The organism is Pectobacterium versatile (assembly GCF_020166435.1).
Classification (GTDB): domain Bacteria; phylum Pseudomonadota; class Gammaproteobacteria; order Enterobacterales; family Enterobacteriaceae; genus Pectobacterium; species Pectobacterium versatile.
The window spans coordinates 1-12584 of record NZ_JAINZP010000010.1; the positions used below are offsets into that span (position 1 = coordinate 1).

Consider the following 12584-nt stretch of genomic DNA (forward strand, 5'->3'; position numbering starts at 1 on the left):
TTAATCCCGTATTATCGTCAACCCTATTTAGGGAAAAGCTGTTCAACTGATTAACTTTACGGCAATCTGATCGGGTAGGCGTCGATTTTGCACAAATCTTCCAGAATTGATGCGTATGAACGGGTAATGCTGATAGCGAAAAGAGGGGAGCGAGATGGCGAACGACTGGCTTGAGCTACGTCAGCATGCAGATACGGGGATTGAAACGATCAAGGCGCATTTTGAGGGGCACGCCTACGATCCACACTGGCACGACAGCTATCTCGTGGGGGTGACCCTTTCCGGTACGCAGCAGTTTCATTGCCGCCGTGAACGACATCGTAGTCGTCCCGGCGATGCTTTTTTGCTGGAACCGGGTGAAATCCACGACGGTGACGCGCCAGTAGATGGTGGGTTTACCTATCTGACGTTTTACCTCGATGAGCAGTGGCTGACTAATGCGCTGCACGGCTTATATGCCTCCACGCCAGGAAGTTACTCGCTTCATTTTGCGCAAACACTCACGCGTGATCCACAACTGGTCCGTTCGATTGGCGACACGTTCGCCACGCTTCACAACGATGAAATGAAAATCGTGCAGCAGAGCGCCATGGATAACCTGCTTTCGCAGATCACCGCCCATTGTCACTGGCGAAAAAGGTTACCCTCGCAGCTGCAAAGCACGGCGGTGGCTCATCGCGCACGCGATTATCTTTATGCGCATCTGGGCGAAAATATCGGTCTGTCTGACCTCGCGCGGGAGACGGGCACCGACCGCTTCACGCTGACTCGTTGCTTTAAACGTGAATTTCATCTGGCTCCGCACGCCTGGCTTATCCAGCTTCGTTTGGCGAAAGCACGGCAGCGACTGGCATGCGGCGATCAGCCTGCCGACGTGGCTGCGGCCCTAGGTTTCTCCGATCAAAGCCATCTTGGTCGGTGGTTTCAGCGGGCCTATCGGATCTCGCCAGCTCATTACCGTCGGTTGTGCACAAACCTTCCAGACGTTTCCAGAAAATAGCGGCACAGTCAGGGCTCTTAAAAAAGGAGTGACCTGTGAGTTTGATGCCGTTTCTATTGTTTGCCTTTGTCGCCTCGATAACGCCGGGGCCAACGAATATCCTGATTTTGACCAACAGCCAGCGCCATGGCGTGAGAAACACGCTACCCGCAGTGGTCGGTGCCTGTGTGGCGGCAAGCGCTATCGTTCTGATTTCCGGTGCTGGCGCGGGAGAGATGCTGCGTCAGTATCCGGTGGTTCGTCAGGTGATGAGCTGGGCGGGTGTGCTGTGGCTAAGCTGGATGAGTTGGCAGTTATTTAGGGCACCTGCGGCTACTCTCTCTGGCGAATCGCACCACCGTTTTACGGCTCGTGCAGCGGCGTTGTTACAGGTGATCAACCCGAAAACGTGGATGATGGCATTGGCCGTCGTGAGCTTGTTCGCCCCTGCGGGGGAGCATGCATTGCGGGAGGTATCGATCATGGCGCTGTGGTTTTTGATTATCTCGATGGCCTGTCTGGTGTGCTGGGCAGGGCTGGGGAAAGCGGTGAACAGGGTGTTTCGCACCACCGTTGCAATGGTGCGTTTTCAGCGCCTGATGGCGCTGTGTCTGTTCGTTTCCGCCTGGGCAGGCATGCTCGCTTAGGTCAACGCGCCGTTTTTGCGGCACAGCGCAAAGCGTAAGACATCCTCTGCCAGCCGCTGGGCGGTGGCGATGCTGGCGGCCTGATGCTTGACCAGCAGGTTGCTCAGGCAGCCTTCCAGAATTAACTCCATCTGCTGTGCCACCATCTCGGGATCGTCCGTTTCCAGTTCTTCCAGTAAATCGCGAGTGTACTGGTAAGACGCCAGCTTCTGCTGTTCCGCAATTTGGTGAATAGGGTGGTTGATATCAGGGAAGAAGCTGCATGCTGCAATAAACAAGCAGCCCGGATAACGCTGTTTATTCACCGACTCATGCAGCACCTGATAGCGCGCCAGCAGCTTGTGCTCGATGCTTTTCTCGTCGTCTAAGAGAAGCTGACGTCGCCAGGTATCGACCTGCTGGCTATGGTGACGCAGGCCGTCGTACAGCAGCGCCTCCCGATCTGGCCAGAATGGCGTCAGTTCCTCTACCGGAACCCCCAGTTTTTCCGCCAGCATATCCAGCGTCGTCATGGCAAATCCGTGCTGCTCCAGCAGAGTAAGCGCATGTTCAAGAACGTCTTCCCGTTGCATTAGGTCTCCTCCAGAAGCACATGTAGGTATACCCGTCATACTTCAAGTTGAATGTGCGTTGGCTTCGCTCGTTACTCGGCTCATCCATGAGCCTCGCCCCGTCGGGGCCGCTGCGAGCAGCGTTCAAATCTGCTCCCGGCAGATTTGTCACCCGAATCACTTACCGATGTAAGCTCATCGGGATGTCTTCTCTTGCCGCCTGCCTGAAACTCGAATTATTTAGGGTATATATCGTCGTTTATGGGCTGAATTTCTGTAAATGCGTCTTAAATTGTTCAGCGTTCATAAAACCGGTGACGCGCGAGCCGGGGATTTCTTTCCCCTGCGCGTCAAAAAAGACGATGGTCGGCAGCCCTAAAACCTGTAGCTTTTTCAGCAGCGCGTTTTGTTCTTCGCGGTTAGCGGTGACGTCCGCCTGTAGCAGCGTGATGCGCGACAGATGGTTTTGCACCGCCGGGTCGCTGAACGTGTATTTCTCGAACTCTTTGCAGGCCACGCACCAATCAGCGTAAAGATCGAGCATAACAGGCTGAGCGCTCTTTGCCAGCGCGCTGTTGAGATCGGCAATGTTGGCGACGGGGGAGAAGTTCAGTGCCGATGTGTGGGCTTGCGCCGCGCCAGTTGGGGGGAATACCCAGTCTTGCAGCGGTTTAGCGCTGATCACTACGCCTGCCAGCAGCAGCAACTGTACGCCACGCATCCAGCCTTTGCTGCTACGCAACGTCAGCATAAGCGCCCAGCCGAAGAAGGCGATGCCGAGTGCGCTCCACAGACGCATTCCCCACGTTTCACCCAGAATACGTTCCAGTAGGAAGACGGGCAGTGCCAGAATAATGAAGCCAAACGCTTCCTTAACGTACTGCATCCACGGGCCGCTGCGCGGCAGCAGTTTGTTGCCGAACAGCGTGACCAGAATGAGCGGTAATCCCATTCCGAGCGCGTAGAGATAAAGCGTGCCGCCACCTGCCAGCATGTTGCCGCTCTGGGCGATATAAAGCAGGATGGCGCTGAGCGGGGCGGTGGTGCAGGGGGAACAAATGAGTCCCGCCAGAGCGCCCATGCAGAATACGCCGGTAACGGAGCCACCTTGCTGACGGTTGCTCCACTCTGTCAGCTGGGTTTGTACCGATGACGGAAGCTGGAGTGTATACAGACCAAACATGGACAGCGCCAGCGCAGCAAACATCACCGACAGGCCAATCAGAATGTACGGATGCTGGAGCGCCGCCTGAAAGCGTAATCCGGCGGCGGCGACAACCAACCCGAGCAGCGTGTAGGTGAGCGCCATGCCCTGAACATAGGTCATCGACAGCAGCAGCGTGCGGCGCGGCGTCAGCTGTTCTTTTCTACCCAGCACCAGACTGGCGATTAGCGGGTACATCGGCAGGACGCAGGGGGTGAAAGCGACGCCGATACCAATCAACAGCGCCCACCACGGCGAGAACGGCATCGGCGTGGTCTGCGGCAGTGCTGTCTGGGCTGATGCGGTATTCGATGTAGCCGTGCCTGCATTAGCCAGCACCTGACTGAGAGGAACGACGCGCGTTTCCGGCGGATAGCAGAAACCCGCATCGGCGCAGCCTTGATAGGTGACTTTAACCGTCGCGCCGCTTTCGGCCTGTTGAATCGGAACCGTTAGCGCCAGCCGATCCCGTAGGATAAAGACCTGACCGAAGAACTCGTCGTTATGGCTTTCGCCCTGTGGCAGCTCTACCTTGCCAAGCGTAGCACCGTTCCCTTCGATCTTGATTTGCGCGCGGTACAGGTAGTAATCGGGATGGATATCCCAGCGCAGATTGAGCTGGTTATCCTGCTGCTGAAACTCAAAGGCGAAAGCCCCATCGACGGGCAGAAAGCGTGACGTTGTGCTGTTGCCAAACAGTTTCTGGCCGAAAGAAGAGGCGGCCACACTGGGTGTGCCGAAAGCCGTCCATAACAGGAAAATCAGCGTAAAGATGCGTTGAGCCATGTCAGATAATCGCTATCGCCCCCAGATACCGGCAGAACTAACAGCTCCGGCGTATCATAAGGGTGTTGTTGTTTCAGATGAGTCAGCAGCGCTTGCTGATGTGAGGTATCGCTTTTTATCAGCATTTGTACTTCTGATTGCTGTTCGAGCTTGCCTTCCCAGTAATAGAGCGAACGTGCGCCGGGAAGCAGGGTGACGCAGGCGGCAAGCCGCGTTTCCAGCAGCGAGTCGGCAAGCCGTTGCGCGCAGGCGTCGTCAGGTGCGGTACATAATATGACGACAGCATCGCTAAGCGGGCGGTCAGACATCACATCCTCCGTGTCAGATGAACAAATTCCAGACAACCAGAGCCACACTATACCTTGCTTTATTGTTTGAAGGGAATGAACTGTGCGAGAGGATGAGGCGGATCGACGAGTCAGCCGATCCGCAAGGTTCTGTCTTAATGGCAATCTTTAGATCAGGATGCTGCCGAGGATAAAGCCAAATATTACCGACAGCGTAATTGCCATCACACCAGGAATCAGGAAAGAATGATTAAACACAAATTTGCCGATGCGCGTTGAGCCAGTGTCATCCATCTCCACTGCGGCTAGCAGGGTAGGATAGGTCGGCAGAACGAATAGGGCGGAAACGGCAGCAAAAGACGCTACAGCCGTGACCGGAGACACGCCCAACAGCAGCGCAGCAGGCATCAGCGCTTTTGCCGTTGCCGCCTGTGAGTAAAGCAGGGTAGCGGCGAAGAACAGCACAACAGCCAGCATCCACGGATAGCTTTGCAGCAGCGCACCAGCGGTATCCTGAATATCAGAAATGTGCGCTTTAACAAAGGTATCACCCAGCCAGGCCACGCCCATCACGCAGATACAGGCGCTCATGCCGGACTTAAACGTGCTGGCGGAGAGGATACGCGAGGTGTCGATTTTGCAGGTGATGCAAATCAGCGTGGCGATGGTCAGCATAAAGACCACGATAGCTTCGTTACGTGGCAGAACCGGGTTTTGAATCAGCCCAACGGTGCCGCTGATTGCCGTGGCATACAGAACGACAGCGACGATGCCGATCAGAAACAGCATCACGGAAAGCTTGGCACCTGGTTTGACCTCATGCTGGCTATTACCGCGCAGCGTGGTTTCGCCTTTTTTCAGACGTTCCTGATAAATCGGATCGTCTTTCAGCTCTTTACCCAGGAAGTTGGTCACAATGGCCGTCAGTATGATCGCGGCGAGTGTGGTCGGAATACAAATCCCTAACAGCAGCAGATAGCTGACGCCGTGCGGCTCAAGAATACCGGCGACAAACACCACCGCCGCCGAGATTGGCGAGGCGGTAATCGCGATTTGCGAAGCAACAACGGCGATAGAGAGAGGGCGAGAAGGGCGAATTCCCTGCTCTTTGGCGACTTCAGCGATAACCGGCAATGTGGAAAATGCGGTGTGTCCAGTTCCGGCCAGAATCGTCATGAAGTAAGTGACCAGCGGCGCAAGAAAGGTGACGTATTTCGGGTGCTTACGCAGCAGTTTCTCCGCCAGACTGACCAGATAATCCATTCCGCCCGCCACCTGCATGGCGGCAATGGCGGCGATAACGGCCATGATAATTTCAATGACATCAAAAGGGATGACGCCGGGTTTTATCTGAAACCCCAGCGTAAGAACAAGCACTCCCAGGCCACCGGCGAAACCAATGCCGATGCCTCCCAGTCGTGCCCCCAAATAGATGGCGAGCAGAACGATCAGTAACTCAAGACCAAGCATGACTATGCTCCTTAATTAATAAAAAATTCAATCTACTCGTCATACTTCAAGCTGCTTGTGCGTTGGCAATACTCGGATCCTCTTTGAGGCCTCACCCTTCGGGCCAACGCTAGCGCTGTTCAAATTGGCCTAGAACCGATTTGTCATGCGGTTGCTGCGTTACAAGGCCATGCGGCCTTGTCCTAAAGGACCAACGCAGAGCGTTGTTCAAAACGCTCACGTTTTGTCACGCAACTCGAATTATTTAGAGTACATAACTTATTCTTATGGCCGTAGACGGCAAAAAATAAAGGCACGCTGTTCTTCGTGAACGGACGTGCCTGTTGGAATTAGATGTCGGTATTAGGGAAGCTCGTTTTCATCGGTGTAGCGTTTGGCTTTGTACGCCGGATGCATCAGGTTCTGGATGGAGAAAATATCATCCAGCTCGGCTTCCGTTAGCAGGCCGCGCTCCAGTACGACTTCACGCACGCTTTTCCCTGTTTCGGCGCAGATTCTACCGACGATATCGCCGTTGTGGTGGCCGATGAACGGGTTCAGGTACGTCACAATCCCGATGGAGTTGAAGACATAGGCTTCGCACACGCTCTTATTGGCAGTGATGCCGTTGACGCATTTTTCCAGCAGGTTGTAGCAAGCATTGGTCAGAATGTGGGTCGATTCAAACATCGCCTGACCGATGACCGGCTCCATCACGTTTAATTGTAATTGCCCGGCCTCTGACGCCATCGTGACGCAGGTGTCGTTACCGATGACCTTGAAGCACACCTGATTGACGACTTCCGGCACCACTGGGTTAACCTTAGCGGGCATGATTGAGGAACCCGCTTGTAGCTCCGGCAGGTTGATTTCATTCAGGCCAGCGCGCGGGCCGGAAGAGAGCAGACGCAGGTCATTACAGATTTTCGACAGCTTCACGGCCAAACGCTTCAGCGAACTGTGTACCATCACATAGGCACCGCAGTCTGACGTGGCTTCAATCAAATCCTCTGCGGGCACGCACGGCAGGCCGCTGACTTCCGCCAGACGCTGTACCGCCAGTTGCTGGTAGCCGTCCGGCGTATTCAGGCGCGTACCGATCGCGGTCGCACCCAGATTGACTTCAAGCAGCAGTTCCGCCGTGCGCAGCAGGTTTTTAATTTCCTCCTGCAACAGCACGTTGAACGCATGAAACTCCTGGCCGAGCGTCATCGGTACGGCGTCCTGCAACTGAGTCCGCCCCATCTTCAAAACGTCTTCAAACTCTTTGGCTTTACGCTCGAAACCATCACTCAGCTTTGCTATCGCATCCGTCAATTTCAGTATGGCCGCGTAGACCGCGATACGAAATCCGGTGGGGTAGGCATCATTGGTGGATTGGCATTTATTCAGGTGATCGTTGGGGTTCAGATACTGGTATTCGCCCTTCTGGTGTCCCATCAATTCCAGACCAATATTGGCTAATACTTCGTTGGTATTCATGTTGACCGACGTGCCAGCGCCCCCCTGATAGACATCTACTGGGAACTGATCCATGCATTTGCCGTTATTCAGCACTTCATCGCAGGCGCGGATGATGACGTCGGCGATTTTTTTCGGGATAGTTTGCAGCTCTTTGTTCGCCAGCGCTGCGGCTTTCTTCACCATCACCATGCCGCGCACGAACTCAGGAATGTCACTGATTTTATTGTTACTGATATAGAAATTTTCGACGGCGCGCAGCGTGTGAACGCCATAATACGCGTCTGTGGGAACTTCTCGGGTGCCTAACAGGTCTTCTTCAATACGGATGTTTTCTGACATGAGAGTGCTTATCCTGTTGTGCGACTAGTGATGCAACTAGACGTTGTGGGCTGGTGTGTCGGGCGGCGTTATCTGTTATCTCGGATAAACCGTCTAATCTCGGCAATAGCCTCGGGATGTTTGACCAACCAGGTATCCATTGCCGTGAGGATATGTCGTTACGACAGCGAAAAATAGGTGTTTAGATCACTATACTGGCGTTCTCTACCACTATGGTAAATGAACTGTGACTGTAGTCACGAGTCACTATTTTAGAACAATAATCGTAGGGCGGCGGCTTGAAAATGCGGAAAGTCGTACCCACTTCAGTAAATCATGATGTGCTAGATCGCAGAGCAGGCGCGCGTTTTACCTAATCCATTGGTAGTAAAGCGTACTGGATTTTCAATAGCGATGGCTTAACTCGTTTTTATTAACAGATGTTTTTATTAAAAAACAGTACGCGTAAAAAACACAGGAGTACCGGGTGCGCTGGTTACCGTTATTACTTATTTTTCTTTTGGCTTACATCGAGATATCGCTGTTTATTCAGGTGGCTGAGGTGCTTGGCGTCGCCATGACCCTGCTGCTGGTCGTCTTCACCTCCTGTGTGGGCGTCTCGCTGGTGCGTAATCAGGGGATGAAAACGCTGGTGCAGATGCAGCAGAAAATGGCAGCAGGTGAAAGCCCAGCTGCCGAGATGGTAAAAAGTGTTTCCCTGGTGCTGGCGGGTTTCCTGCTCCTGATTCCGGGCTTTCTGACTGACTTTCTGGGGCTGCTGTTGCTGCTGCCGCCGGTGCAGAAAAGGCTGACACTCAAACTGTTGCCTCACCTACATGTCTGGCGTTCTGGTTCTGGCCCAGGCGCGTCATCTTCCGGCGGTAACACTTTTGAAGGTGAATACCAGCGCAAGGATGGCGGGCGCGGAAATATTGAACACCATGACGATCGTGATGACCGTTAACGTCAAGACGAATTGAAAAGCAGATAAGGATTATCATATTGATAATCCTTATTTTTTATCTGCTGTTAGCGACAAGCGGCTACCTAACGCAAAAAAAATGAATTTTTTTCCCTTGAAGGGCGGTGAAACGCCCCCATTTAGAACACCACAAGGCCGATTATGAAAAGCATAGTCGTTATGAAACATAGTCGGCGTTTATCCTAAACCGATATGGACTTTCTCAAAGGAGAGCTATCAATGAATATTCGTCCATTGCATGACCGCGTGATCGTCAAGCGCAAAGAAGTTGAGTCAAAATCTGCTGGCGGTATCGTACTGACTGGTTCCGCTGCGGGTAAATCTACCCGCGGTGAAGTTCTGGCCGTAGGTCACGGACGTATCCTGGAAAATGGCGAAGTGAAGCCGCTGGATGTGAAAGTTGGCGACATCGTTATTTTCAACGATGGCTATGGCGTGAAAGCAGAAAAGATCGATAACGAAGAAGTGTTGATCATGTCTGAAAGCGACATTCTGGCAATTGTTGAAGCGTAATTGCGTGTAATCATCTGAACTGAAAGAATTTAAGGGAAGTACATCATGGCAGCTAAAGACGTAAAATTCGGTAATGACGCGCGCGTAAAAATGCTGCGCGGCGTAAATGTACTGGCTGATGCAGTGAAGGTTACCCTGGGCCCGAAAGGCCGTAACGTCGTGTTGGATAAATCCTTCGGTGCACCGACCATTACTAAAGACGGCGTATCTGTTGCGCGTGAAATCGAGCTGGAAGACAAGTTTGAAAACATGGGTGCACAGATGGTGAAAGAAGTTGCCTCTAAAGCGAATGACGCAGCAGGCGACGGCACCACGACCGCAACCGTATTGGCGCAGGCAATCATTACTGAAGGCCTGAAAGCTGTTGCAGCGGGCATGAACCCGATGGATCTGAAGCGCGGTATCGATAAAGCCGTTATCGCCGCAGTTGAAGAGCTGAAAACACTGTCCGTGCCGTGCTCTGACTCTAAAGCTATCGCTCAGGTTGGTACCATCTCCGCTAACTCCGACGAAACCGTAGGCAAAATGATTGCCGAAGCAATGAAAAAAGTCGGGAAAGAGGGTGTTATCACTGTTGAAGAAGGAACCGGTTTGCAAGATGAGCTAGACGTGGTTGAAGGTATGCAGTTCGACCGTGGCTACCTGTCTCCGTACTTCATCAACAAGCCGGAAACCGGTGCTGTAGAACTGGAAAGCCCGTTCATTCTGCTGGCTGACAAAAAAATCTCCAACATCCGCGAAATGCTGCCAGTACTGGAAGCCGTAGCGAAAGCGGGCAAACCGCTGGTTATTGTTGCTGAAGATGTTGAAGGCGAAGCGCTGGCGACGCTGGTGGTTAACACCATGCGTGGCATCGTGAAAGTTGCTGCGGTGAAAGCACCAGGCTTCGGCGACCGTCGTAAAGCGATGCTGCAAGATATCGCTACGCTGACTGGTGGTACCGTTATTTCTGAAGAGATCGGTCTGGAGCTGGAAAAAGCGACGCTGGAAGATCTGGGTCAGGCAAAACGCGTTGTGATCAACAAAGACACCACCACCATCATCGATGGTACAGGTGAAGAAACTGCGATCCAGGGCCGTGTTACTCAGATCCGTCAGCAGGTTGAAGAAGCAACCTCAGATTACGACAAAGAAAAACTGCAAGAGCGTGTGGCTAAACTTGCTGGCGGCGTAGCCGTTATTAAAGTTGGCGCAGCAACTGAAGTTGAAATGAAAGAGAAGAAAGCACGCGTTGAAGATGCCCTGGCTGCGACTCGCGCTGCGGTAGAAGAAGGCGTGGTTGCTGGTGGTGGTGTTGCGCTGGTCCGCGTTGCAGCCAAACTGGCTTCTCTGACTGCTCAAAACGAAGACCAGAACGTGGGTATCAAAGTTGCGCTGCGCGCAATGGAAGCTCCACTGCGTCAGATCGTTGCCAACGCTGGCGAAGAGCCATCTGTGGTTGCGAACAACGTTAAAGCAGGTGACGGTAACTACGGTTACAACGCAGCAACTGAAGAATACGGCAACATGATCGACTTCGGTATTCTGGACCCAACCAAAGTCACCCGTTCTGCACTGCAGTTCGCAGCTTCTGTTGCTGGTCTGATGATCACTACTGAATGTATGGTAACCGACCTGCCTAAAGGCGATGCACCTGACTTAGGTGGCGCTGGTGGTATGGGCGGCATGGGTGGTATGGGCGGCATGATGTAATAGGACGCGATTGTCGCCGGAAGCCATTTTCTGGTGACAGGGAGTCAGGTTACAGAAGTACGTCTTTCTGTCCTTTAAAGAGCACTATCTGGTCGCGAGACTGGGTGGTGCTTTTTTTATGCGCAGCATTGCTGAAATGTTGCCGTATCGTTGATGAATGCGTTTATAGCCTGTTATCGGGGGAAGCATTCTGCGCTACAATGGCGGCGTTACTTTATTTACGAATACCTTTTTATTCAAAACAACCCTGTTCGGAGTAGGGACAATGTCTGACGATGCGTCTACGCTTCTGCGCTCTATTTCCTGGTTTACTGAGCCCCCTTCGGTATTACCTGAGCACATTGGTGACTGGCTGATGGAAACCGGCTCCATGACGCGGCGACTGGAAAAATATTGTGCCCAACTGAAGACCATCCTGTGCAGTGAGAAATTTATTACGCCACAGGCGCTGGGCGAAGAGCGCGAACAACTGCCTTACAGTGAGCGTTACTGGCTGCGTGAAGTGGTGCTGTATGGTGACGATCGTCCCTGGCTTTTTGGCCGTACCATTGTTCCGCAACAAACGCTCGACGGCACGGATTCAGCCCTGACGAAAATAGGCAATCAGCCGCTAGGCCGCTACCTGTTTGGGCAAAAGGCGCTGACGCGTGACTATATCCATACCGGATGCAGTGAAGGCTTATGGGCGCGACGTTCCCGCCTGTGTGTCTCGGGTTATCCGTTACTGTTGACTGAGCTTTTCTTACCGGAATCACCGATTTATTTCAGCCGGTGATGAAGGTTGGCAGGTAATTTGAGGAGATAAATCCTTGGAAAGAAGTATTACAGCAGGGAAATGGCTGGCTTATTGTCGCTTGATGCGAATTGATAAACCAATAGGTTCTCTGTTGCTGCTGTGGCCAACGCTATGGGCGCTGTGGCTAGCGGGTGGGGGAGCGCCAGCACCGTGGACGCTGCTTGTTTTTGTCGCTGGCGTTTTCTTAATGCGTGCAGCAGGCTGCGTCATCAATGATTATGCCGATCGCCATTTTGACGGCCATGTAAAACGAACCGCTTCTCGCCCGTTGCCTAGCGGTGAGGTGAGTGAGCGAGCGGCCAAAGTGCTGTTTGTCGTGCTGGTCTTGCTGGCGTTTGGTCTGGTGCTGACGCTGAATAAGATGACGATCTGGCTATCCGTTGCGGGGCTGGTTCTGGCATGGGTCTATCCGTTTATGAAACGGGTCAGCCATCTGCCTCAGTTTGTGCTGGGCGCGGCGTTTGGCTGGTCAATCCCGATGGCTTACGCGGCGGTGAGTGAAAGCCTGCCGGCGAGCTGCTGGATGATGTTTTTAGCGTATATTTGCTGGACGGTCGCCTACGATACCCAATATGCGATGGTGGATCGTGATGATGACCTGAAGATCGGCGTAAAATCCACCGCGATCCTATTTGGCCGTTTTGACAATATCATCATCGGGTTACTGCAGTTCAGTATGCTGGCATTGCTACTGGCTTTGGGCATCACCACCGGATTAGGAACGCCATACTATATTTCGCTGCTGGTGGCTGCGGGAATGTTTGTTTATCAGCAAATCCTGACCGCTGGGCGCGAACGTGATGCCTGTTTCAAAGCCTTTCACAATAATAAATATGCGGGTATGGCAATATTTATTGGCGTGCTGTTTGGCCTGTAGGTCGAACCGACAGAGACAAAAAAGCAGCGATTTCTCGCT

At 53.0% G+C, this 12584-nt stretch carries 12 protein-coding genes; 7 read left to right on the forward strand and 5 right to left on the reverse strand.

The annotated features are described in order from the left end of the window. The first annotated feature begins 154 nt into the window (after window positions 1-154). Both K7X24_RS12920 and K7X24_RS12925 read left to right on the forward strand, forming a co-directional pair. Window positions 155-1000 (forward strand): AraC family transcriptional regulator, encoded by an 846-nt coding sequence (locus K7X24_RS12920; protein ID WP_010301509.1) that lies wholly within the window; start codon window positions 155-157, stop codon window positions 998-1000. 35 nt (window positions 1001-1035) lie between these two features. Beyond that, on the forward strand, window positions 1036-1626 hold the full coding sequence (locus tag K7X24_RS12925) for a LysE family translocator (RefSeq protein WP_224555230.1): 591 nt from the start codon (window positions 1036-1038) through the stop codon (window positions 1624-1626). Here the strand turns inward: K7X24_RS12925 and K7X24_RS12930 are convergent. The 5 genes from K7X24_RS12930 to aspA form a co-directional block, all read right to left on the reverse strand. Next, window positions 1623-2198, reverse strand: coding sequence for a transcriptional regulator (locus K7X24_RS12930; RefSeq protein WP_040030982.1), 576 nt, complete (start codon window positions 2196-2198; stop codon window positions 1623-1625). The two genes, K7X24_RS12925 and K7X24_RS12930, sit on opposite strands and share 4 nt — an antisense overlap. A gap of 238 nt (window positions 2199-2436) precedes the next feature. Continuing rightward, the gene (locus K7X24_RS12935) at window positions 2437-4167 is read right to left on the reverse strand and encodes a protein-disulfide reductase DsbD (RefSeq protein ID WP_224555232.1); all 1731 of its coding nucleotides are present in this window, start codon (window positions 4165-4167) and stop codon (window positions 2437-2439) included. After that, window positions 4143-4475, reverse strand: a complete 333-nt coding sequence (gene cutA / locus K7X24_RS12940; RefSeq protein ID WP_198998004.1) for a divalent cation tolerance protein CutA — start codon at window positions 4473-4475, stop codon at window positions 4143-4145. Before cutA ends, K7X24_RS12935 begins: the two co-directional genes overlap by 25 nt. 147 nt (window positions 4476-4622) lie before the next feature. Continuing rightward, complete coding sequence (locus tag K7X24_RS12945) at window positions 4623-5924, reverse strand: anaerobic C4-dicarboxylate transporter (protein ID WP_224555234.1); 1302 nt, start codon at window positions 5922-5924, stop codon at window positions 4623-4625. Between the two features lie 342 nt (window positions 5925-6266). After that, complete coding sequence (gene aspA, locus K7X24_RS12950; protein WP_224555235.1) at window positions 6267-7706, reverse strand: aspartate ammonia-lyase; 1440 nt, start codon at window positions 7704-7706, stop codon at window positions 6267-6269. A 466-nt stretch (window positions 7707-8172) separates the two neighbouring features. On the opposite strand from aspA, the gene K7X24_RS12955 reads away from it, so the two are divergent. From K7X24_RS12955 to ubiA, 5 genes are all read left to right on the forward strand, one after another. Continuing rightward, entirely contained in the window at window positions 8173-8649 is a 477-nt protein-coding gene (locus tag K7X24_RS12955) for an FxsA family protein (RefSeq protein WP_224555236.1), read from the forward strand. 237 nt (window positions 8650-8886) lie between these two features. Further along, window positions 8887-9180, forward strand: a complete 294-nt coding sequence (locus K7X24_RS12960; protein ID WP_005971295.1) for a co-chaperone GroES — start codon at window positions 8887-8889, stop codon at window positions 9178-9180. 45 nt (window positions 9181-9225) lie between these two features. Further along, entirely contained in the window at window positions 9226-10872 is a 1647-nt protein-coding gene (gene groL / locus K7X24_RS12965; protein ID WP_224555237.1) for a chaperonin GroEL, read from the forward strand. Between the two features lie 265 nt (window positions 10873-11137). Continuing rightward, window positions 11138-11647, forward strand: coding sequence for a chorismate lyase (gene ubiC, locus K7X24_RS12970; RefSeq protein WP_039282400.1), 510 nt, complete (start codon window positions 11138-11140; stop codon window positions 11645-11647). Window positions 11648-11681: 34 nt separating this feature from the next. Next, the gene (ubiA, locus tag K7X24_RS12975) at window positions 11682-12545 is read left to right on the forward strand and encodes a 4-hydroxybenzoate octaprenyltransferase (RefSeq protein WP_224555238.1); all 864 of its coding nucleotides are present in this window, start codon (window positions 11682-11684) and stop codon (window positions 12543-12545) included. The last annotated feature ends 39 nt before the right edge of the window (window positions 12546-12584 follow it).